Source organism: Paenibacillus sp. LHD-38, assembly GCF_031157315.1.
Classification (GTDB): domain Bacteria; phylum Bacillota; class Bacilli; order Paenibacillales; family Paenibacillaceae; genus Pristimantibacillus.
Genome location: NZ_JAVIFU010000003.1, coordinates 62515 through 85079, shown reverse-complemented (window position 1 = coordinate 85079; position 22565 = coordinate 62515). Strand labels below are relative to the sequence as shown.

At 43.6% G+C, this 22565-nt stretch carries 19 protein-coding genes and 2 pseudogenes; 19 read left to right on the top strand and 2 right to left on the bottom strand.

Translation table 11 applies throughout. The features are described from left to right. Positions 1-142: 142 nt before the first annotated feature. Both RCO25_RS03785 and RCO25_RS03780 read left to right on the top strand, forming a co-directional pair. Positions 143-874, top strand: a complete 732-nt coding sequence (locus tag RCO25_RS03785) for an RNA polymerase sigma factor (protein ID WP_308994805.1) — start codon at positions 143-145, stop codon at positions 872-874. Positions 875-1001: 127 nt separating this feature from the next. Next, entirely contained in the window at positions 1002-1781 is a 780-nt protein-coding gene (locus RCO25_RS03780; protein ID WP_308994804.1) for a Cof-type HAD-IIB family hydrolase, read from the top strand. A gap of 121 nt (positions 1782-1902) precedes the next feature. Here RCO25_RS03780 and RCO25_RS03775 read toward each other — a convergent pair whose 3' ends face one another. Next, on the bottom strand, positions 1903-2412 hold the full coding sequence (locus RCO25_RS03775) for a C40 family peptidase (RefSeq protein WP_308994803.1): 510 nt from the start codon (positions 2410-2412) through the stop codon (positions 1903-1905). Between the two features lie 608 nt (positions 2413-3020). Between RCO25_RS03775 and RCO25_RS03770 the strand changes: the two genes are divergently transcribed. The 6 genes and pseudogenes from RCO25_RS03770 to RCO25_RS03745 all read left to right on the top strand — a co-directional run bounded on the left by RCO25_RS03770 (position 3021) and on the right by RCO25_RS03745 (position 8345). Then, positions 3021-3287, top strand: a complete 267-nt coding sequence (locus RCO25_RS03770) for a CD3324 family protein (protein WP_183560607.1) — start codon at positions 3021-3023, stop codon at positions 3285-3287. Between the two features lie 196 nt (positions 3288-3483). Then, positions 3484-3850, top strand: a pseudogene (locus RCO25_RS03765) (response regulator transcription factor). Next, positions 3843-6293, top strand: a complete 2451-nt coding sequence (locus RCO25_RS03760; protein WP_308994802.1) for an ATP-binding protein — start codon at positions 3843-3845, stop codon at positions 6291-6293. The pseudogene RCO25_RS03765 and the gene RCO25_RS03760 overlap by 8 nt, the downstream one beginning before the upstream one ends. Next, entirely contained in the window at positions 6286-6684 is a 399-nt protein-coding gene (locus tag RCO25_RS03755; RefSeq protein ID WP_308994801.1) for a response regulator, read from the top strand. The genes RCO25_RS03760 and RCO25_RS03755 overlap by 8 nt, the downstream gene beginning before the upstream one ends. A gap of 18 nt (positions 6685-6702) precedes the next feature. Next, positions 6703-7131 carry an Hpt domain-containing protein gene (locus RCO25_RS03750; protein ID WP_308994800.1) on the top strand — a complete coding sequence of 143 codons (429 nt, stop codon included), beginning with the start codon at positions 6703-6705 and terminating at the stop codon, positions 7129-7131. Further along, positions 7107-8345 (top strand): GGDEF domain-containing response regulator, encoded by a 1239-nt coding sequence (locus RCO25_RS03745; protein ID WP_308994799.1) that lies wholly within the window; start codon positions 7107-7109, stop codon positions 8343-8345. The genes RCO25_RS03750 and RCO25_RS03745 overlap by 25 nt, the downstream gene beginning before the upstream one ends. 181 nt (positions 8346-8526) lie before the next feature. Here the strand turns inward: RCO25_RS03745 and RCO25_RS03740 are convergent, their stop codons facing one another. Continuing rightward, positions 8527-8817, bottom strand: a complete 291-nt coding sequence (locus RCO25_RS03740) for a hypothetical protein (protein WP_308994798.1) — start codon at positions 8815-8817, stop codon at positions 8527-8529. A gap of 232 nt (positions 8818-9049) precedes the next feature. On the opposite strand from RCO25_RS03740, the gene RCO25_RS03735 reads away from it, so the two are divergent. From RCO25_RS03735 to nasC, 11 genes and pseudogenes are all read left to right on the top strand, one after another. After that, on the top strand, positions 9050-10024 hold the full coding sequence (locus RCO25_RS03735) for a S66 family peptidase (RefSeq protein WP_308994797.1): 975 nt from the start codon (positions 9050-9052) through the stop codon (positions 10022-10024). Between the two features lie 65 nt (positions 10025-10089). After that, the gene (locus RCO25_RS03730) at positions 10090-10536 is read left to right on the top strand and encodes a GNAT family N-acetyltransferase (RefSeq protein WP_308994959.1); all 447 of its coding nucleotides are present in this window, start codon (positions 10090-10092) and stop codon (positions 10534-10536) included. A gap of 21 nt (positions 10537-10557) precedes the next feature. Beyond that, on the top strand, positions 10558-11226 hold the full coding sequence (rpiA, locus tag RCO25_RS03725) for a ribose-5-phosphate isomerase RpiA (protein ID WP_308994796.1): 669 nt from the start codon (positions 10558-10560) through the stop codon (positions 11224-11226). Between the two features lie 197 nt (positions 11227-11423). After that, a pseudogene (locus RCO25_RS03720) lies at positions 11424-13051 on the top strand (spore germination protein). A 6-nt stretch (positions 13052-13057) separates the two neighbouring features. After that, positions 13058-14176 carry a GerAB/ArcD/ProY family transporter gene (locus RCO25_RS03715; protein WP_308994794.1) on the top strand — a complete coding sequence of 373 codons (1119 nt, stop codon included), beginning with the start codon at positions 13058-13060 and terminating at the stop codon, positions 14174-14176. After that, entirely contained in the window at positions 14145-15383 is a 1239-nt protein-coding gene (locus RCO25_RS03710) for a Ger(x)C family spore germination protein (protein ID WP_308994793.1), read from the top strand. Before RCO25_RS03715 ends, RCO25_RS03710 begins: the two co-directional genes overlap by 32 nt. 14 nt (positions 15384-15397) lie before the next feature. Beyond that, positions 15398-15619, top strand: a complete 222-nt coding sequence (locus RCO25_RS34755; protein ID WP_374992051.1) for a CLC_0170 family protein — start codon at positions 15398-15400, stop codon at positions 15617-15619. A 24-nt stretch (positions 15620-15643) separates the two neighbouring features. Then, complete coding sequence (nfsA, locus tag RCO25_RS03705; protein ID WP_308994792.1) at positions 15644-16402, top strand: oxygen-insensitive NADPH nitroreductase; 759 nt, start codon at positions 15644-15646, stop codon at positions 16400-16402. Between the two features lie 535 nt (positions 16403-16937). Beyond that, positions 16938-18203: a molybdopterin molybdotransferase MoeA gene (locus RCO25_RS03700; RefSeq protein ID WP_308994791.1), complete on the top strand. Its 1266-nt coding sequence runs from the start codon at positions 16938-16940 to the stop codon at positions 18201-18203. A gap of 29 nt (positions 18204-18232) precedes the next feature. After that, positions 18233-20383, top strand: coding sequence for a nitrite reductase large subunit NirB (nirB, locus tag RCO25_RS03695; RefSeq protein ID WP_308994790.1), 2151 nt, complete (start codon positions 18233-18235; stop codon positions 20381-20383). Then, positions 20368-22503, top strand: coding sequence for an assimilatory nitrate reductase catalytic subunit NasC (nasC, locus tag RCO25_RS03690; protein WP_308994789.1), 2136 nt, complete (start codon positions 20368-20370; stop codon positions 22501-22503). Before nirB ends, nasC begins: the two co-directional genes overlap by 16 nt. The last annotated feature ends 62 nt before the right edge of the window (positions 22504-22565 follow it).

The window sequence follows — 22565 nt, the reverse complement described above, 5'->3', positions numbered from 1 at the left end:
ACGGTAAACGAACAACTGTCTGCAAAAGATACGAAGGTCAGCAGAGAAATTACCGTATCCTTTTTGATGTCTTATTCGTTTACATAGTAGGAGATTACCCTTAATCTTAGAATAGGCAGGAGAACGTTAAGGAGGCAGAAAGATGCATATAGTCAAAGCATTGCCAAGTAACGAAGTGCATCCGTCAGAAATTCAAATCGAACGGCTGTATGCCGTTTTATACCGCTATTGCATGTCTCTCACGAAATCAAAATGGGATGCCGAGGATCTTGTGCAGGACACTTGGCTCAAAAGCATGAGGGCGGCCTTATACACTACGCACAAGAATCCTGAAGCGCTGATGCTGCGTATCGCCAAGAATACTTGGATTGACCAATTGCGCAGAAAAAATCAATTTCATCTGATCCTTCAGCAAGGTATGCAAATGGAAGCTGTATCGGATACGAGCAGTTTGGATCATGAGGCGTCTTTGTACGGGCTGATTCAGCATTTATCGCCGCTCCAGCTTGCAGTTTTCCTGCTCCGCGATGTTTTCGAATACACTGCTGCAGAGACGGCTGAGCTGCTCCAAACATCAACCGGAGCAATCAAAGCCGCGCTTCATCGAGCTAGGGAAGCTTTGCACGCGGTCAGACGCGAACTCGAATCCGAAGTCTTGAATTGTCCAAACGAAGAGGATATGAAAAGCTATTTAAGCGCTTTGGCAATGGCCTATGAGCTCGGCGATGTCGCGCTTTTAATTGAGCTTGCCCAAAGAGATATTTCGGAAGCAGCCATGGTTATTGGTATCGCCCAAAACGCGAAACTAAGAGCGGTCAGCCGAAAAGGGCAACCGCGAATTAATAGTCAGTCAACCTTGCAGATGGCTGCATAGGCGACCGGAAATATGATCAAGCTGATACACCGCTGGGTATCAGCTTTTTTTTTGTTCGATGGACTCTGATTTCACTGAAATGAGCTATAATAAAGCAAAAGGCAATGAAGGACTGAGGCACAGGAATATGACAAAAAAACTTATATTTTTCGATATAGACGGCACGCTAGTCGATCACGAGAAAAAAATCCCGCCTTCTACGAAGCAGGCGATTGAACTGCTGCAAGAGGATGGTCATGAACTAGTCATCGCGACAGGCAGAGGACCGTTTATGTTAAAGCCCGTATCTGAAGCATTAAACATTGAATCCTACGTCTGCTTTAACGGATCCTACGCGGTTTACAACGGAGAAGTCGTTTACAGTCATCCAATCGATCCTGCTCGATTAGCTGAACTATCGGAGATCACATTAAAGAATAAGCATCCTTTAGTCTATATGACTCCCGAAGGGATGCGTTCAAGCACTCATCAAACGGCTTACGTGGAAGAGGAGAATGAACCTTTAAAAAAGAGACTGCCGCCTTTGGATCCCGAATATCACTTAGGGAAAGAAATATACCAATGTTTGCTTTATTGCAAGGAAGAAGATGAGAGCTGTTATAAAGAAAACTTTCCAGAGCTCGGTTTTATCCGTTGGCATTTGTTCGGCAGCGATATCCTTCCGCCGGGAGGCTCAAAAGCAAAAGGGATTCAGGCCCTTATTGAAAAAGCCGGAGTCATGAGCGAGGATGTGTACGCCTTTGGTGACGGGATAAATGATCTGGAAATGCTGCGATATGTTTATCATAGCGTTGCGATGGGGAACGCCTCAGATGAAGTGAAGCAAGCAGCGCGTTATGTAACGAAGGATGTAACCGAAGACGGAATTATGTATGGCCTGAGGATGCTTGGTTTGTTAAAAGAATAAATCATGCCTCACGTTAAGCGATGTGATGTTGATCATCGTACCATGAACGAAGAAGAGGCTGATCTCCACCGAGAGATCAGCCTCTTTATTTATTAGGCTTAAATATTTTATTAGTTCGATACTATTTAATTACTCGTCTAGCCGTTACATAGGTCTTGTCCCATGCGCTGCCGGAAAATTTAGAAATCGTGACGCCAACGCCTACTTTATAAGTGTGAAGAAGTCTGCCGTTGCCGATATAAATACTAACGTGATTGATTTTACCGTCACGGTTCGTATCTGAGAAGATAAGATCCCCGGCTCTAAGGTTTTTTCTAGAAACATATTTGCCTGCTTTTGCTTGATCTCTCGAACCCCTTGGCAGGTAAATTCCATTTTTCTTGAAAACATATTGCGTAAAGGATGAGCAATCGAAAGCGCTGGTTATACCCGTTTTAGCTCCAAATTTATAACGAACCCCGATATATTTTTTTCCTGTGGCAATGACTTTACTTGCTTTTAGTGCGGTGGAAGATGTAGCGGCGTTAACTGGTTGCGGCATGGCAACGGTACCTGCGGAAATAGCAATGGATAAGCTGATACCAATACCTGCAATGACCTTGCGCATACGATTTTTCTGTGTGTTTATCATGATGATCCTCCTTGATTTGTGATGGTTGTCTTGCGGCTAGAAATACCATAACATAGTTTAAATAGACATTAATTACCTATGAGAAACCAATCCCTTGCCAATACTGGGTAAAATCCTCTTTATTAAAAAAACGATAATAGAACACTAACATTTCTACCTTGACAATCAGCGTATTGGTAAAGATTCCTTATAGCTGTTCTTTCACTTTCGCGGGCAGTAATAACCGGTATATACTGATGAAGTCGGGCCGACGAATGATGAGGAAAGGAGCTGATCGAATTGATTAACAACCTGGAGGTGATCTCCGTTTAAACGGAGATCACCTAGATGAAGGAGACCGAAAGGTCTCCTTTTATTGCTTAACCTCATCGCAAATCGGATTAATGGAAATATTGTTAAACATTTCTTGTCAACTGAAAAGGCTTACAATATAATGACAGAGTACAGCATGAATTAAGCTCCTATGGAGAGTAGTGGCATCCATGGCTTTTTGTGTTTTCAAAGTAAAGTTGGCTATACCAAAAATCGAAGGGAGGAAATAAAGATGTTAATGATTGCGGAAACGAATGATCTTAAAAACATGAGCTTGTTCGAGGAGGACGTTTATTGTGAACTACAAAAATGGGAGAGATGTGCTTCCCCCTAGCCTATTGCAGGAGCTGCAAAAATACATTCAAGGCGATCTCATTTATGTGCCTAAACTAGCGGAGCAGCGCGCGCATTGGGGCGAGGTAAGCGGGACAAGGAAGCTGCTGGCTGAACGTAATAAGGAGATTTATCTTTATTATTCGAATGGATGGTCTGTTGCGGATTTGGAACGTAAATATCATTTATCAGGCGAAAGCATTCGGAAGATTATTGTAAAATCACGATAATGAAACAAAATTAAGAAAGCAGATTGCGCGAAGCAACTGCTTTTTTTGCTTTTATATCATGTTGGTTTGATGAGCCTGTAAGAAAACACAAAGGTGAAAAGGGATTTTTTTGTCGAATGTCGAATGAGTATAACTGTTGATTTTTAGCGTAATTTGTAGAAAAATATTTCATGGTAAAAATACAGAGGCTTACGATTTGAAGACATTATTAATCGCAGAAGATGAACCTATAACTACGAATGCTCATTATGGATACGCTTGAAGACGAAGGATATACACTTGAAGAAGCTGCTGATGGGGAAGAAGCATTACAAAAAATAATAGATACGAATTTTGATTTAATTATTTTAGATTACATGATGCCTAAATTGACGGGTATCGAGGTTATTGAAAAAGTAAAGCTGTTGGAGAACCGCCATCAGTCGAAGATATTAATGCTGTCGGCAAAGAGCCAGCAATCGGAGCAAGAAAAGGTTCTTATCGCCGGCGCGGACGGTTTCATGTCGAAACCGTTTAGTCCATTGGTGCTCATTGATAAGGTAGAGGAGATGCTTCGTGGATAGGCTGCGCCACTATTTCAAAAAAAGAATTACTAGACAATTAGTAGCTATGATGATTCTTGCTTTGACATTAATCCTTGTCGGGGCTGTTGTTGTATTCGTAAGCACCGTATTGATTTTGAAAAACTATGAGACTGAAACGTCCGAGTTAAGAGAAAAGCAGAAGCTTGTTGCGCAAATTGCCGATCATTCCACTGAAATTATTTTACGTGCTCGCGGTTATTATGTATTTTTGTCGGATTATGAATATGATCAGGTACTCACTGAAAAGGAATTGCTAAATCACTCTTTGGATGAAATTAAGGTAATGAGGCTGAACTCCTCCGAAAAAGAAGTTATGCAAAACATCGAATCATTTTTTACCAATTACTTTGATGACATATTTCCGAAAGCCATTGCGTTATCGAAGGTACAGGATTACGAATCGCTTCGGGCGCTGGTATCAGCAGGCGAAGATAATCCCGTAAACAAGCTGATCAGCTACTCACAAGATTTTGAGAACCAAGTACAAGTTATTTCCGACCAAAAAAACGACCATTTAATAAAAAACCTATCTGTTCAAGCTTTGATATTTATCGGCTATATCATATCCATCTTAATTGTATCCTCATTCATCACGAGAAAGGTTGCCACTGCGATCGGCGTACCTCTTATGATATTAACGAATCATGCAAAGCGATTTACGAACGGCGAGGATGCCGAGATTGAATTGAAGGATAGAGAAGATGAGCTAGGCGAGCTGGCTTGCACCTTCCAAACCATGATGAGGCAGAATCAAAGCAAGGAAGAAGAGCTCCTGGCCCAGAATGGAGAGCTGATAGCCCAGCAGGAAGAACTGCAGGCTCAGCAGGAAGAGCTTCAAAATGCGGTTGCATTGATGGAAAAAAACGAGAAGTATCTAGAGAAGCGCAATATATTGGTACAACCACTCGCTAATACGCTTGACCAACAAGAATTGTTGGAAAGCATTGTTAGCAATATCGTCACAATAACGGAGAGCGATAAAGGGTTGATCGTCATGATGGACAGGGAGCGTGCTTATGCTTCAGTCGGCATATCCAAACAATCTGCGCAGCAATTTATCGAGCACATGAATGACGGCATTGTTTTGCGCGCATCGCAAACGAAGAAGGCTTACCGTATCATTAGAGATTGTTCACAAGGAGAGCAAGGATATCATGATATGCCTATGCAGGCCACCGATCTTATTTTGCCGATTTTAAATGCCGGTGAAGACATGGTTGCTTGTTTAGTGATCACTAAGGTAAATCGTGAGATCTCCAAGCTGGAGGAAGAAGAAATTGTTGGCATGATGACACAGGTTTCTTTGGCCTTCGACAAGCTGCAGTTGTATGAGCTTTCTGAGAAACAGCGGTTAATGACCAGCGATATGCTAAATACCATCCAAGAAGGCATTCAATTGCTCGATTTGGACGGAACTACGCTGCAAATCAACCGTAAAATGTCAGAGCTGTTACCCTTTTTCAAGCATAATGAAGAATGGACAAGCCTGCCATTTAAACCGTTTAAAGCGCAAATCCGAACTGCTGTCGTTGAGTCAGAGAATCTCATCCAATTTATGGAGGGACTTATCCAGCACGGGCATCATCAAGGAAAGCGTAGTTTGAACTATGAAATCATGGAGCCGGAAAGAAAGTTCATTCAGATTTATTGCGAGCCGCTGTACCGTAACGATCAGCAATTCGGCTTACTGCTTGTCCATCGGGATATTACGAAGGAATACGAAGTTGACCGAATGAAATCAGAGTTCGTAAGCACGGTAAGCCATGAGCTGCGGACGCCGCTTGCGAGTGTTCTTGGCTTTGCAGAGCTGCTTCTTCACCGCGAGTTAAAACCTGAACGTCAGCGGAAGTACATAACGACCATCCATCAGGAGGCTAGGCGATTAACGGCGTTAATTAATGACTTCCTTGATTTGCAGAGAATGGAGTCCGGCAAACAAATTTATGATATGAAGATGATTTCATTAATGCCATTAATCAAAGAGGCCATCGAGAAACAACAGCTGTCGACCAGCATACATGAGCTCCATTGGGAAAATCAGGCTCCGAACGCCATGGTGTTAGCGGATCGTGACAAGATGTATCAGGTAATCATTAATCTGCTTAGCAATGCCGTTAAGTATTCACCAAACGGCGGAGATATTCAAATAATTAATGGCATTAACAATGGACAGTTATTCATACGCATTGAGGATCAGGGCTTAGGAATTCCGAGAGACGCGATGACCAATTTGTTCAATAAATTTTACAGGGTCGATAATTCGGATCGGAGAGAAATCGGCGGCACAGGCTTAGGTTTAGCCATCGTAAAGGAGATCGTCTCTAAGCATGATGGTAAAATCGAGATTTTTTTCAGAGTTTGGCCAAGGAAGTACCTTTATCCTTACTTTGCCCATCGCAGAACAAACCCATCAAATGGATAGCGACGAAGGAAAAAATAATGCCAACTCAGATGCATCCGTGCAGGTCATGCTCATTGAGAACGACCATAATTTAGCCGCTCTGCTTTGCGACGAACTGCATTCAAGCGGTTATCAGGTTCACTTATTTAAAGAGGGCGGCTTGGCAATTGCTGCGATTGAACGGCTTAACCCTGATATTGTAGTGATTGATCTAATGCTGGAGTCGGGAATTACAGGCTGGGATATCATTAGCAAAATCAAAAAGACTGATCTTCTATTGAATAAGCCGATCATCATTTCCAGTGCCTTCGAAGAGAAGGAAAAGGCCGCACAGTGGGGAATAAAGGAGTTTCTAGTGAAACCTTATTTACCTGGCAGACTTAGTGCAGTTATTACGCGCATGCTGCGATAATTGAGGGAGCACATTGTCATGAAAATAGAAAAATATAAAAAGCTCATTCACCAACGAATCATACAGACGATAGACGAATGGTCAACTCAAGAAGCCGTGATGGAGCAAGATATTCATCGAGTTTTCCATAATCTAAAGGGAACCAGCGGCACCATAGGATTAATGGAGATTGAAAAATTTTCTGAAGCTAAAGAGCGATTGTTTTCTGAAAAAAGCATTAAGGCATTCCGTCGAGAAGATTGGTCTGAACATCTTCTTCCTTTATCGGATATGTTCCCACATGCTTCGTTGCAAGCAGAATGGTCGGAAGCTGAGAGCAAAGGCCCGATGCACATCCAATCCTTAGATGAGAACCTTCATAATCAAAAGCGTGTTCTTGTCATCGATGATGATATGGAATTTGTTACTTATGTAAAGAGGTTTTGGAGAAAAACAGCTATCCGGTAATGATTGCTTTAAACGCTGAACGGGGCTTGAAAATATTTTACGAATGGAAGCCTAGTCTAATCCTCTTAGATTTCGTCTTACCCGATCAAAGCGGCATGTATGTACTTCATCATATCGTGGAAAAAGCGAAGCTAGAGCATATTCCAATCATTATGGTCAGCGGGAACTTCTCACTTGAAAATCAAGTCAACGCCTATCGCTCGGTTGCGATGGATTTTCTTGCGAAACCATTTGAACTCGAACTGCTAACTGCACTAATCGAAAATCGATTTGCAATGAAGAAAGATTGGGAACGATCAATTATAATTGACGAGCTGACCGGTGCATACAATCGAAAGCATTTTAACCATATGATGCGGCAGCAGATGGAGGATTTTGAACGTTCAGAACATATCTTCTCGCTTGTTATGCTCGATTTGGACTACTTCAAGCATGTGAACGATACACACGGTCATCTGAAAGGAGATCAGGTGCTTCAAGCCTTCGTGTCTACCGCTCAAGATGTGGTGAAGTCTAAGGGCATACTTTGCCGGTATGGGGGAGAGGAATTCGCTTTGATTCTTCCGCATACAGACAGTGTGCAAGCAGCCCGTCTTATCGAACAATTCCGAGAAGAGTTTAATGCCATTAAATTCCCTGTGAAGGAAACTGATTTCCAAGTTACCTTCTCATCAGGCATCGCGCAATTTTCGGAGGGAACGGGGCATTCGGAAAAACTGGTGGATGAGGCTGATCAAGCACTTTATTGTGCCAAACGAGCCGGTAGAAACCAGATGTATGCAACGGAAATGCTCGAAAGAAAAAATGAAGTCATTTTAAATCAAATCGTCGTGGATGATGATCCTTTAATCCGAGACATCTTGATTAACCGATTCTTCAATTGGAAGCCGACGAATCATACGAAGGTTAAGGCTCAAGGGTTTGCCGATGGCAGGTCCTTTTTGACTTCGGATTGGTACTCCGAGAATGAAAAGTATATTATTTTGCTGGATGGCTCCATGCCTGAAATGGATGGTTTAGAGGTATTGCATCAGCTTCGCAAGCATTTTCCCGAGCAGCAGCTGCTAATCATCATGTTGACAGCACGCAATAATACGGATGATATCGTGCGCGCTTTGCAAATCGGCGCCGATGATTATGTCGTCAAGCCCTTTCATATGCAGGAATTAGTGCTCCGTATCGAGCGTTTGGCCAGTAGAATATTAAACGAGTAGCCCAAAAAGAAACACGCTCATTCAGAGCGTGTTTCTTTTTCGATATATAAGAATTTATAAGTTTTCACTTATAAATGTGCTTATATATCTCCGCGAAACGATAGCTTTTGCCACTGAGGACGGCGACAGCCGTTTACGCTTGTTTACCAAAAGTAATCGAAGTACCACGAAGAACTGTCAATTATGGTGTGATAACGGCAGGAAGCTCTACAACGGTTTGCGGATATTTATAATCATTGCGATAACAACTTGTTTCTGAATCATATGTCGATTGCGATAGCTTATGAGAGATTGCAAAAATAGAAAGCTTCGGATTAACATGCAGGGAGGACTCATAAAAGGAACAATATTCAAAATTGAAGTCGAGTGTCGTAATGATAATTACGCAATTCGTAAAGGTACAGCTAATAAAACTAAAACCATCAAAAGCAATCGTTTCGTTTTTAAAATGTTCATTGGCAATTGTGTTCATGATCAGCGCTCCTATTCTGTGATGGGACAACCTACTAGAAATTTTAGCAGATGATAGATGTGATGTTTGTCGGTTATTGCATCTAAAATAAAATAATTAACGACATAAATAGCGCTCATTTTGGCCTTGGAAAAACATGAAGGTTACATTTTTTGTATTCAATATTTTGGATGACTGCTATACTATTTGGAATCCCTATCATTTTCGATTCTAGAGGAAGAGGTGCTAGGAAATGAAAGCCGATTTATTAAAGCCAGGCGATGATATTCGTATTATCTCTCCATCAAGAAGCATGTCAATAATTGCCGAAGAACAGATCCGGTTAGCGCAAGAACGGCTGGAAGCTATGGGGTTAACCGTTTCATACGCCAAAAATTGCATGGAAACAGATGATTTCTTTTCATCATCCATTCAGGCAAGAATCGATGATTTGCATGAAGCTTTTTTGGATTCCAGCGTAAAAGGAATTCTCACGACAATCGGCGGATATAACTGCAACCAGCTGCTCAGAAGCCTTAATTATTCCATCATTGCCTCAAACCCGAAACGCCTATGCGGCTATTCCGACATTACAGCTTTAAGCAACGCTGTATTCGCGAAAACAGGCTTAATAAGTTATTCGGGACCACATTTCTCTACATTTGCGATAAAATACGGGAATGATTATACAGTGGATTATTTCAAACGTATGCTAATGGAGAATCAATCTATCAGGATTCAACCGGCTGAGTATTGGAGTGACGATGCATGGTTTCTCGATCAAGAAAATAGATCATTCCAAACCAATAACGGTCCTTATATTATTAATGAAGGACAAGCAGAAGGTACCCTAATTGGCGGAAATCTGTGTACGTTGAATTTACTGCAGGGAACCTCTTATATGCCGAGCCTTAAGGATGCAATTGTATTTATTGAGGATGACTATGAATCTCAACCCGTTACATTCGATAGGGATTTGCAATCCCTTATTCATCAGCCAGGATTTGAGGATGTCAAAGGCTTAGTCATCGGAAGGTTCCAGCACTCATCCAATATGACCAGAAATCTGCTTGCGAAAATCATCAGTTCCAAAGCAGAATTAGCAAATATTCCTGTAATCGGTGATCTCGACTTCGGCCACACATCACCCATGTTCACCTTTCCGATAGGCGGGAGAGCGATCATTGCTGCAAACGGCAAAGATTTGTCTTTGACCATTTCGGAATAGTTCAGCATAAATGTATACGCTGCATGAAGTTAGGAAATGAAGGATTGGAGGAATTCCCCCTGAAAATCGAAGTTATACGGGCAACGAATAACCATATCGTTGAATTAGCAGATCTATTTAATCAGTACCGAATATTTTATAAGCAAGTGTCTGATCTTAAAGGGGCAGCTGCTTTTTTATCCGTTCGATTGGAACATCAGCAGTCTATTCTATTTATTGCCGTCAATCAAGCAACGGGCGAAGCAATTGGCTTTACGCAGCTATATCCTTCATTTTCTTCCGTATCGATGAAAAGGTCTTTTATATTGAATGATCTGTTTGTGCTCGAGAAACATAGAGGTCAAGGCGCTGCTCAGCTGCTGTTGGACCATGCTAAGAGCTATGCGAAAGCTAACGGCGCGAAAGGCTTAGAGCTTTCTACGGCAATGGACAATAAGCAAGCACAACGTTTATATGAACGGAACGGTTATGAAAGAGATGAAATGTATTATCATTATTATTTAACAATTTAGTATCTAAAGGGAGTTATTCTAATGGAATCCAAAAAATTAGCTGCTGAAAAAGCAGTGGAATATGTAAAAGACGGCATGATTGTTGGTTTAGGGACAGGCTCTACCGCATATTGGGCTATTCAAAAAATCGGACAGAGAGTGAAGGAAGGACTTTCGATCAAGGCGATCGCTACTTCCAAGCAATCGGAGGATCTCGCCAAAGAGCTAGGGATCACGCTGCTTCCTTTTGCGGAAATCGATGAGATTGATGTTACGATTGATGGCGCTGATGAAGTTGATACCCATTGGAATCTAATAAAAGGCGGGGGCGGGGCATTGCTTCGCGAGAAAATCGTTGCGGCTGCAAGCAAGCAGCTTATCATTATTGTTGATGAGAGCAAGCTGGCCTTGGAGTTGGGTCAATTCCCATTACCGGTCGAAATCATTCCGTTTGGTTTTGAAATGACGATGAGAAAGCTGCAGAAGCTAGGTGCAGAACCTGTATTGAGAAAAGCCGGTGATCAAGCCTTTGTAACGGATAACGGGAATTATATTGCGGATTGTCATTTCGGCAGCATTGCTCAGCCTGAAGAACTTCATCTGACACTTAATCAAATTCCAGGTATCGTAGACAACGGTTTGTTTATTGAAATGGCCTCAGTTGTCATTGTTGGGTATGCCAACGGCACCGTTCGTCAGTTAGAAAAATAATGCTTGAAGTATAAAACTGATTTTATAGCCTTGAAGGACCAGAGTGATGGCCCTTCAAGGCTTTTTTCTTTATTTATACGATGATCAAGTTCGCCAGCAATGGTTATTATTGCAAAGATGTGTAAAAGATAACCCATGAGTAAATTTTCCGAAATGCATTCACGATAAGTCATTATATTTGAATGGTCGGTGAGAAAATGCCAATACGGGGTATGAACAAGAAAAAAGCAAAGCCGATTATTACAGATCCGAGCGGCACTCTTGATAAACACAAGCATGACTTGATAAGTGTAAATATCGAAGACACCATCGCATTTATTCTAGAGATTTTGGGAGTAAACGAAGATTTGACGATACGAAGATTCCATGTATTTGGCAAGTACTCCGCTGTCATTATGTATTATTCTAACATGCTTAATCAAAATACCATTAATCTGGATATCGTTAAACCGCTCATGTATATTCCTACGCATCTTCAAGGACATACCATCGAAATCGAACATTTGAAGGATGTATTGCTTAATGATGCCCTTTATCACAGCGAGAGCAAGTTTGAAAGCAAAATTGCCACTTTAGTCGAAAGTATTCTAAGAGGTGAAACGGTCGTAGCCGTTGAAGGGCTCGATGAGGCTTTTGTGATTGGGACAAGAAATATTGATAAGCGATCCATCGATCAGCCTGCGACCGAGCAGGTCATTAGAGGACCCCGCGAAGGCTTTATTGAGCCCATCGGTACCAATATTTCATTAATCCGGTATCGGCTGCAATCACCTGACTTTCGAGTAAAGACGATGGAAATTGGCCAGCGAACAAAATCAAAGGTTGCTGTTTGCTATATGGAGGGGATTACGAGTCCTGAGCTTGTTAAAGAAGTAAATAACAGGCTCTCCAAAATTGAAATCGATGGCGTACTGGACTCTGGTTATTTAGAGCAGTTTATTGAAGATAATCATTACTCCCCGTTTCCTCAGGTTCAGTACACGGAGCGACCGGATAAGGTTGTTGCCAACTTATTGGAGGGAAGAGTATCAATCTTGGTAGACGGTTCGCCGCTCGCCTTGCTCGTACCTACCGTTTTCAGCCAGTTTTATCAGACGGTAGAGGATTATACCGAACGATTTCTATTGATGAGCTCTATTCGTTTTGCAAGACTTATTGCCTTGATGTTTTCATTAATCTTTCCCTCCATCTATGTGTCGATCATTTCCTTCAATCCCGAACTGATCCCGACCGAATTTGCGGTAGCCGTAGCAGGGGGCAGGGCAGGTGTGCCTTTTCCGGCCGTTGTAGAGGTATTAATTATTGAGATATCCATGGAAATATTGCGAGAAGCGACTATTCGTCTGCCGCAGCAGGTTGGCGGCGCGCTTTCTATCGTTGGTGTTCTTGTAATCGGCCAAGCAGCGGTAGCAGCAGGATTCTCGAGCCCGATTACGATCGTTATCATTGCATTAACGACAATTGGGTCGTTTGCAACGCCTGCTTATAATGCAGCTCTTGCTTTGCGTTTGCTTCGGTTTCCGCTGATCATTATGGCTGGCATTTTCGGGCTTTATGGCGTAATGATCGGGCTCATCCTTATTGCGAATCATTTGCTGTCACTGAAGTCATTTGGCGTTCCGTATCTCAGCCCGCTAGTTCCGGCAGAGTTCCAAGGTATGAAGGATCTTTTAATTAGAGGCCCGTTATGGTGGATGAGCAAAAGACCGTCCTTTCTTCAGCCCGTGGATTCACAGAGAGTGAATGAACAATCTTTTAATGAGCTGGATCATTCAACACCAATGTGCTTGATCCGGAAAATGATAAAAATCAGCAGGGGGGATAGCATCGAATGGAGACTCGTCAGATTACCGTAATCCAAGCAGCCGCCATTCTCGTTAGCACGATAATTGGGGTAGGTGTACTCGCGCTCCCGCTTTTTGCTGTTCAAGCTGCTGATTCTGGTGCGCCCTTAGTAACTTTGCTTGGGTTATTGCTAGCTTTTGTTGGCCTTTTCTTAATTACTGTGCTCGGCATGAGATTTCCTAATCAATCCGTGATTCAATATAGCGAGAACATCATTGGGAAAGGATTGGCGTGGATAGGAAGTGCCTTCATTATCGCTTTCTTTGCCATTCTGACCTCCTTGACGGCTCGAGAATTTGGGGAAGTAGTCGTCACATCTGTCCTTCGATCAACGCCGGTTGAGGTTACGGTAATCGTCATGCTGCTGCTCGCGGCTATTTCTACGCGAAACAACATCACGACCTTTGCTTATATCCATACTTTTTATTTTCCATTACTCCTTGTACCTGCTTTGCTCATTGTAGCTCTTTCTCTAAAAAACGCAGAGATGATCAATTTACTGCCGGTCTGGGGAAACGAACCAAAGAAAATGCTGAAAGGAATTGTGACTATCGCTGCTTTGTTCCAAGGCTCATTCGTATTAACAGCTGTCATACCAGCTATGAAGAAGCCTGAAAAAGCAATGAAGGCTAGTATATGGGGATTGCTTATCGCTGGTGGGCTATATTTCGTCATCGTTGTTGCAGCGGTTGGTGTGTTCGGCGCGGAAGAAATCAAACAGCTTCTTTGGCCTACGTTGGAATTAGCGAAAGCGACTTCCTTGCCGGCAAATATATTAGAACGCTTGGATGCCGCGTTTTTAGCGGTGTGGGTAACTGCAGTGTTTACGACACTATTCTCAAGCTATTTCTTAACGATCTACTCCATCAACAAACTGTTTCGTTTGCGTGACCATAAGCTATTCTCATATTTCATTTTGCCTATTGTATTCGTTATGGCGATGCTTCCTCAAAACATTGTACAAATGTATGAAATTATTGAGAATGTTGGTCGTTTCGGTTTGTATATTACGATAGTTTATCCCGGACTGCTATTGTTTGTTTCTATCCTTCGCAAGAAGAGAGGTGCTCGCGTTGAGGACAAGAAAGTGGATCAAAACAGTTAAAGGATTATGCTGCTTATGCCTATTCATACCGATATTAACCGGATGCTGGGATCAACTTGAAATCGAAGAACGGGCTGTTGTTTTAGGCGTGTCCATCGACATGGTTGATCCTGAAGAGGGTGAAAAAGAGGAAGATGAGATTTCTCATCTGCAGGGAACGATTCAAGCCCCAAGAAACAATATGGTGCGAGTCGCTGTTCAGATCGCTCTTCCAGGCAGAATCCCGCTCGGTCCAGGCGAGAGCGGCGGCTCGAGCGGCTCAGCAGAGCAAACGGTTTGGTTCATTGATGTCGTCGGCCATAGCATCGATGATGCGTTCATGAATTTGCAGCAGCAGGTTTCCAGCAGACTTTTTTTAGGCCATTTGCGTGTGATCGTCGTTTCTGAAGCAATGGCAAAAAGGGGATTGGAAAATGTAAATGATTACTTCCGGCGTAATCCGGAGGTGCGCAGAATGGCTTGGCTGATGATCTCGCAGGGGAATGCGCTTAAATTCATGAAAGCAGCTCCAAAACTTGAACGGGTACCCACCCTTTATTTGATGTCCACGTTAGATGAAGGGATGAGAATGGGCAAGTTCCCCAAGGATTATATCGGTATATTCTGGAGTAATTTGTCTAAGAAAGGCCAGGAGGGTTTTTTGCCTTATGTGGAGATGAAGAAAGAACAAAATATAGAAATAAAAGGTCTCGCTTATTTTGTCGGCGATCGAATGGTCGGCGTAACTAAGCCCCTTGAAATAGCAGGATATTTAGCCATAAAAGGAGTAAATCCCGCGGGCTATCGGGTTTTCATTAAGCTGGATGATTCATCCGAAACGGTGATGACAAATGCTACCCATCGAAAATCAGAAATTGATGTCCGGATTAAGGACAATGTCCCTTTTTTTACGATAAAAATTTCGGTTGAGCTTAATATAGAGGGAAAGATTAGCGAGAAGGTTAAAATAAATGACCCTGCTACTTTGAGAGCAATCGAAAAAAAACAGGAGGAAATATCCGTGAAGTTTTACTCCGATATCATCAAGAAAACACAAGCAAAAGGCTCCGATATATTCGGCTTTGGTGAGTATGTAAGGGCCAAAAAGCCTCACTTTTGGAATACGCATGTGAAAACAGATGAAGGATGGCGTAATTTATATAAGGAGTGTAATTTTGAAATAAAGGCGTTAATGAAAGTGCGGCGAATTGGGATGAAAGCCCAATAACCAATCGATTAGTGATGGGGGGTATTGCTGGGATGATTGGCGAGGGCTATACAATCAGTTATCAAAATTATGCTGTTCTTCTTTGGATGTTTTGCGGAATACTCATCCTAATCATTGATGTTAGAGGCTTTCAAATTGCGGGAATGAACAAAGAACGTAAAGTTTCAAAATTCCTCGGATGGTTTAATATTATTATTGGGTTCGTCTCGCTAATACTAAATATGTTGCTTCATTAAACCAATGAACAAGGAAGTGAAACGATGAATGATGTTATAAAAATGGTATTAAACCATCGTTCCATACGATCGTATTTGGACAAGCCGCTTACGGAGGAGCAGATAAAAATTATCGTGCAAAGCGCGCAAGCGGCGGCCACCTCCAGTTACGTACAAGCCTATTCAATCATTGGCATAAAAAACCAGCTTCAAAAGGATAAGCTCGCCGAGCTTGCAGGAAATCAGGCTTATGTTGCAAAAAACGGACATTTTTTCGTGTTCTGCTTAGATTTACATCGGCTTGAGATAGCGGCCGAGATCGAAGGCGCGAAGCCTGAAACGATTGAGTTGACGTTAAATTCAACAGAAATGTTTATGATTGGGCTTATCGATACCGCGCTCGCCGCCCAAAATGCGGCAATAGCCGCGGAATCCATGGGCCTAGGCATTTGTTACATTGGAGGATTAAGAAACCAGTTGAAGGCCGTTACCGAGCTTCTTCAACTGCCCAAAAGAGTGATTCCGTTATTTGGATTAAGCGTGGGATACCCAGCGAATCTTTCTGATCAAAAGCCAAGATTGCCATTATTGAGCGTTTATCATGATGATGGATACAATCAAGACAAAGAGCAATTGATGGAATATTTACATACCTATGATCAAGAAATTTCCAATTATTATTCGGAAAGAACACAAGGAGCACGCAGTGAACGCTGGACCGAGGCAATGACGAAGCTGCTGCAAAATCCAAAACGACTAGAAATGAAACAATTTTTAAAGGACAACAAAATACCCCTAGAATAATGAAGCTTCAGAGTCCAGGGGCATTCGCTCAGCCGATTTATTGATTTTAAAACATCCAAATCATAAAACTCATGTCAAAATACAAAAATGCACTGAATAACATAGGTTTATGCCCGCTTTGCCAAAATCCTTTTCTCTCCATCCCAATCTCTCCCTTATTCTCTGTAATCAACCTAAAAAGCCGCAGTTCGTCCTTTATATAGGAAGGAAATGCGGTCTCATTGCCGACGGTTACACGTCATTCTGCGACTTTGTCATGAATCGGATCACAAAGTTGTAATCACAATTCGAATTATAAGTTCACGTAATGTACATGTAACTATATATGACATATAAAATTTTCCGTAGTCCATTTTAGCACTTATCCGTGTTATATATATTGACATTAACGCTGTCATCAACTAATCTAACAGTATAGAAGGAGTAACGCACAGTGTCGTGCGAACTCAAACGGCAACGATGCCTTTTCCTCAATTATGGGAAAGGGTCTTTTCTGTCCATTTTCATTCATACATCTGGCTGGGGGTTGATAAATATGTCGGTCATAAGCGCGTTAAACCCGCTGACAGCTTCCGTATCGATAGCCGTCATGAAGATGACACGTGATAGGAAAGAACCTATCACTGAAACGGTATCATTAGAAGATTCATTATCCAGAGTGCTTGCATGCGATTTTGAAAGTCCGTTTTCATTGCCGCCATTCCGGCGCGCAGCAATGGATGGTTATGCAATATGTGCTTCTGCATCAACAGGAGCCTCTAGAGAGAAACCTGTATTGCTTCATGTAAGAGATGAAGTACGTGCTGGGCAAGCAGAGACAAACTTTTCCATGGATTCGGGTATTATGAACGCCGTTCGTATATTTACGGGTGCTCCTGTTCCATCCGATTATGATTGTATCGTGATGCAGGAAACGGCGGTTGCGCGTAAAGATCTGCATGATTTTCCATCTGTGCAGATTGATCGGTCCTATCAGAAAGGACAGCATATTGCCGAGAAGGGCGAGGATTTGCCGCAAGGCATGAAGGTGCTGTACCGGGGGGCTTCAATTAAAGCAAAGGAGATTGCGGTGCTGGCTTCATTTGGGCAAACCGAAGTATCGGTTTACCGAAAACCAGTCGTTGCCATTTTGCCAATTGGTGATGAATTAGCTTTGCCAGGCGAGGCTTTGCAGTCCGGACAGATTTATGATGCGAATAGCTTTATGGTGAGCGCAAGACTTCGTGAGCTTGGGGCTGAGGTCATTCGGCATTCACCGATTCCAGATTGTCCCAAGACGTTAGAAGCCGCAATAAAAGATGCCCTTGATAAAGCTGACATCGTTGTAACAACAGGGGGCGTTTCGGTCGGCGATTATGATTATGTAAAGCTTGCAGCGGAGTCTCTTGGTGGTGATGCCTTATTTACGAAAGTAGTAATGAGGCCTGGTACGCCAACCTCAGCCTATCAATTTGGTCATAAGCTGCTTGTTTGCCTTTCAGGAAATCCGTCGGCATGCTTTGCCGGAGTCGAGCTATTGCTCCGCCCCGTTGTTTTGAAGGCGGCAGGGAGAAATGAATACCGTTCTGAATGGTTGGAAGGAAAACTAATCGATTCCATTCAAAAACCATCACCATATCCAAGATATGCAAGGGCATTTGTATACCGCGCTGAAAAGGAATGGATGGTTGAACCTTTGCGAAACGATAAATCCGGCAATGTTGCTGCCTTTGCAAGAGCCAACGCTCTTGTGCTTATCCAAGCTGGAGGCGCAGGCGCCGAATCCGGGCAAGAGGTTCGTTTTGTTTCGCTAACGATCTAGTAAAAACACGCGAGTGGATGTGAGCATAGATGAGTAGAGAAAAATTAGTCGTTATCGGAAATGGAATGGCAGGAATTAAATGTGTAGAAGAAATTATCAAGCTAGCGCCCAATAAATATCAAATTACGGTTTTCGGCAATGAGCCTCACCCCAATTATAATCGCATTTTGTTGTCGAAGGTCCTACAAGGGGATTCTTCTATTGAAAGCATCGTCATTAACGATTGGTCATGGTATGAGGAAAGAGGGATACGGCTGTACACGGGGGAGACAGTCGCTCAAATAAATACCGGTTCTCAATATATAAAAACATTATCCGGCATTCGTACCGATTATGATTGCCTTATTATAGCTACAGGATCTTCAGCATTCATTCCGCCGATAGCCGGCGTTCATAAGCAAGGCGTTATTTCTTTCCGTAATATTAACGATTGCAAAACGATGATGGAATATGCAAAAAAATACAAAAAAGCTGCTGTCATTGGCGGTGGTTTGTTGGGTCTCGAAGCAGCAAGAGGGCTGCTTAATCTAGGTATGGAAACCGACGTCATCCATAATGCGCCTTATCTCATGAATAGGCAGCTTGACCGCATGTCAGCTGACATGCTCCGCAAGGAACTGGAAGAGCAGGGCATGCGTTTTTGGCTTAGCAAGGAAACCGAAAGCATAACGGGCTTGAATCGCGCCAAAGGCATTCGGTTCACGAACGGCAGCTCATTAGAAGCTGATTTGATCGTAATTTCCGTAGGCATTAGACCGAACATTGATCTTGCCAAGAAGAGCGGCATTGATACGAACCGGGCTATCATGGTAGATGACTATATGAGAACAAGTGTGCCTAATGTATACGCTGTTGGCGAATGCGCGGAGCATCGCGGGGTTGCTTACGGTCTTGTTGCACCGCTTTATGAACAAGGCAAGGTGCTGGCCAGCCTCCTATGCGGGGTGGAATCAGAGCCCTATAAGGGTTCAGTCCCCTATGCTCAGCTTAAGGTTTCGGGCGTTGACGTTTTTTCCGTAGGTGATATCAATTCAGATTCCGCCGAAACGGCCATCCAGCTTTTCGACGGAATCCGTGGCACCTACAAGAAGGTCACCATGAAAGAAGGAACAATACGAGGCGCCATTTTGTTCGGTGATTCTTCCGAAGGAACAACGCTGCTTAATTTAGTGAAAAAGAGAGCGTCAATAAGCGAACTAACTTCGCCTGCGAATGCAAACGGCAGTGATTTAAATGAGGAGCTTGCCGCTAACATGCCGGATCGCGAGACGGTCTGTGCATGTAACGCCGTTAGCAAAGCTGCGATTATGTGTGCCGTGATTGAGGATGGCATGCAAACGACAGAACAGGTAAGAGATTGCACCAAGGCATCCAGCTCCTGCGGCGGCTGCCGTCCGATGGTAGCGGCTATTGTACAATATGCGCTGAAGCATGGAAAAGAAGGTATGGCAGCAGCGGCTGAACCGATCTGCAGCTGCACTGAAGTTAGTCATGCAGCTTTAAAAACAGCTATTTCCGAACGTTCCATATCGAATCTTGCCAACTTAAAGACAGACTTAGGCTGGAATCGCGTTTCGGGCTGCTCGGTTTGTTCATCTGCAATCCGCTATTATTCGGCACTTTATCATCCATCCCATGAACAGGAGGATTTTCAAAGTACTTCTCTTATCATGCAAAATAGTCTATCGGTTGGTGTTAGCTCCAGCCTCATTCACGATATTACTTCGGAGTATGACTCACGTTCAATTGGAGCTGATTTAGAGCAACGTTGTAATGGTCTTCAGTATCCCTCATCAGTGAAAGCAGCAATCACTTCAGGCATGCATAATCCGGCAGGTGTGCTTGTTCATGACCTTGGGATTACCGGTGCTCCGGCGGGCTGGGAAATTTACATCGGCGGCCATGCGGAGCACCCGGTTAAGCAAGGTCAGCTCATCGGAATCGCCGATTCCGATATGCTCGCTTTGGCACTCTCTGTCTCATGCTTGCAGCTGTACAGGGAAAGAGCAGATTATGGTGAACCGTTGTGGAAATGGATAGAACGAGAGGGAATCGTGGAAATTAGAGAAATGGTATTCGATGCTGATTATCGCCTTGAGCTTGTAGAGCGGACAGAGGCTTCAGTAGCTAGGCTAAAAAACGCGGAAAGGCTCGGTGAAGGGATATGCGGCAATTGCTAGATGCGCAAGAGAACAATCTTTCTGGCTTCGTAACGGAAACGCAATGCCCATTTTGCAGTGTACAATGCAAGATGCGAGTAACCAAGGAGCTGCCAATACCGGGCTCCCGTCGATATTCATATTCCATTGAAGGTATGCCGAATGCCGCATCAGAGGGTCGCCTATGCGTAAAAGGGATGAACGCACATCAGCATGCGACAAGCAAGGATCGGCTTCTGCAGCCGCTAGTCAAGAAAAACGGACAGCTAGTGCCATCCTCTTGGGAGGAAGCTTTAACAGCCATTATTAATAATTTTCAGGCCAACAGCAATGAGTATGGTCCCGACTCGATTGGCGTCTATGGCGGCGGTTCCTTAACGAACGAGTCCGCTTACTTACTTGGCAAGTTTGCCAGAGTAGCTCTGAAGACCAAATATGTTGATTATAACGGCAGGTTTTGCATGTCCGCCGCTGCATCCGCGGGCAACAAAACATTTGGGATTGATCGCGGACTGACTTGTCGGCTGGCTGACATACCGCTAGCACGCTGCATTATTTTGGCTGGAACGAATATCGCTGAATGCCAGCCAACGCTAATGCCTTATTTCACGAAAGCGAAGGAAAACGGCGCGATTATCATTGTGATTGATCCGCGTGTCACAGCGACGGCTGCAATTGCGGATATCCATTTGCAAATCAAGCCGGGCACCGATGCTGCGTTAGCGAATGGCATGCTTAAGGTACTCTTGGACGAGAAGCTGATAGATGAAGCCTTCATCTCCCAAAGAACGAATGGTTTCGCCGAATTAGTCACACATCTATCTACGATTGCTTTGGATGAAGTAGCAGCATTGACAGGCTTAGATGAAGCAGCCATTCGAAATGCCGCCAAAGCCTACGGACAGGCGGAAACCGGAATTATTTTCACAGCTAGGGGCGTTGAGCAGCAGACGGACGGTCATGTTGCGGTTCGAAACTTCTTAAATATGGTACTCGCTACCGGAAAAATCGGCAAGCCAGGCTGCGGCTACGGTGCAGTTACCGGCCAAGGTAACGGGCAGGGCGGAAGAGAACACGGACAGAAAAGCGATCAACTGCCCGGTTATCGCAACATAGAAGACGAACAGGACCGTTCCTATGTAGCAAAGGTATGGGGTATTGATCCGGATGAGCTTCCTCGCAAGGGTGTTTCTGCCTATGAGATGATGGAGCTTGTTCACAAGAAAGCCATCCGGTCATTGTTTGTCATGGGTTCTAACCCTGTCGTATCGAATCCGAATGCTGATTTGGTAGAGGAGGGGCTAAAGGGTCTAGACTTCCTGGTCGTCGCGGATATGTTTATATCGGAGACCGCTCAAATGGCAGATGTCGTTTTGCCTGTGACGTCTTATCTAGAGAATGATGGAACCTTAACCAACCTGGAAGGACGCGTATTATTACGTGAATCGACGCTGAAGGCTCCCGGTGAAACCAGACATGATTGGCAGATTTTATGCCAAATCGCTGAAGGGCTTGGCAAGAAGACCTATTTCCCATTTGAAACAGCCGAGCAAATCTTTGAAGAGCTTAGACTAGCCAGCCGAGGCGGATTAGCTGATTATTACGGCATTACTTACGATCGCTTACGGCGTGACGGCGGGATATATTGGCCTTGTACCTCTACGGAAGAAGACGGGAATCAAGGCATGATGTTCGAACGCGCCTTTGCTCATTCGGATGGAAGAGCTATATTTATGCCGGTTGCAAGCCGTCTCCCGCAGGAGACACCAAATGATGAATTTCCGCTTACCATGACGAACGGAAGGGTGCTTTCACACTATCTAACCGGCGTCCAAACGCGCAGAAGTCCCTCATTGGCAGCGCGAAACGTTGAAAATTATTTAGAGATCCATCCAAAAACGGCAAGAAAGCATCGAATTGTGGATGGGGAATGGGTTGAGGTTACCTCACGCAGAGGCAGCTTCAGCGTGCGAAGCCGAATTACGGATAAAATAAGAGAAGATACTTTATTTGTACCGATGCACTGGGGCGGGATACAAAACGTGAACAAGGCGACCAGTCCTGAGCTCGATCCCAACTGTAAAATGCCAGGCTTTAAAACCTCAACCGTTTCTGTTCATCCTTTGCGATTAAATATTTAGTAAAGAGAGGACTGCCATAAGCTCCCAAGCCGGAGCTGAGCAGTCCTCTTTTCCGTCCAGCT

What these genes read in the sequence shown, in the direction of transcription:
- nfsA (WP_308994792.1), top strand. Translation starts at nt 15,644, where the DNA reads ATGAATGATGTTATAAAAATGGTATTAAACCATCGTTCCATACGATCG.
- nirB (WP_308994790.1), top strand. Translation starts at nt 18,233, where the DNA reads ATGAGTAGAGAAAAATTAGTCGTTATCGGAAATGGAATGGCAGGAATT.
- nasC (WP_308994789.1), top strand. Translation starts at nt 20,368, where the DNA reads ATGCGGCAATTGCTAGATGCGCAAGAGAACAATCTTTCTGGCTTCGTA.
- RCO25_RS03740 (WP_308994798.1), bottom strand. Translation starts at nt 8,817, where the DNA reads ATGAACACAATTGCCAATGAACATTTTAAAAACGAAACGATTGCTTTT.
- RCO25_RS03755 (WP_308994801.1), top strand. Translation starts at nt 6,286, where the DNA reads ATGGATAGCGACGAAGGAAAAAATAATGCCAACTCAGATGCATCCGTG.
- RCO25_RS03780 (WP_308994804.1), top strand. Translation starts at nt 1,002, where the DNA reads ATGACAAAAAAACTTATATTTTTCGATATAGACGGCACGCTAGTCGAT.
- RCO25_RS03715 (WP_308994794.1), top strand. Translation starts at nt 13,058, where the DNA reads ATGGAGACTCGTCAGATTACCGTAATCCAAGCAGCCGCCATTCTCGTT.
- RCO25_RS03775 (WP_308994803.1), bottom strand. Translation starts at nt 2,412, where the DNA reads ATGATAAACACACAGAAAAATCGTATGCGCAAGGTCATTGCAGGTATT.
- RCO25_RS34755 (WP_374992051.1), top strand. Translation starts at nt 15,398, where the DNA reads ATGGGGGGTATTGCTGGGATGATTGGCGAGGGCTATACAATCAGTTAT.
- RCO25_RS03750 (WP_308994800.1), top strand. Translation starts at nt 6,703, where the DNA reads ATGAAAATAGAAAAATATAAAAAGCTCATTCACCAACGAATCATACAG.
- RCO25_RS03735 (WP_308994797.1), top strand. Translation starts at nt 9,050, where the DNA reads ATGAAAGCCGATTTATTAAAGCCAGGCGATGATATTCGTATTATCTCT.
- RCO25_RS03700 (WP_308994791.1), top strand. Translation starts at nt 16,938, where the DNA reads ATGTCGGTCATAAGCGCGTTAAACCCGCTGACAGCTTCCGTATCGATA.
- RCO25_RS03785 (WP_308994805.1), top strand. Translation starts at nt 143, where the DNA reads ATGCATATAGTCAAAGCATTGCCAAGTAACGAAGTGCATCCGTCAGAA.
- rpiA (WP_308994796.1), top strand. Translation starts at nt 10,558, where the DNA reads ATGGAATCCAAAAAATTAGCTGCTGAAAAAGCAGTGGAATATGTAAAA.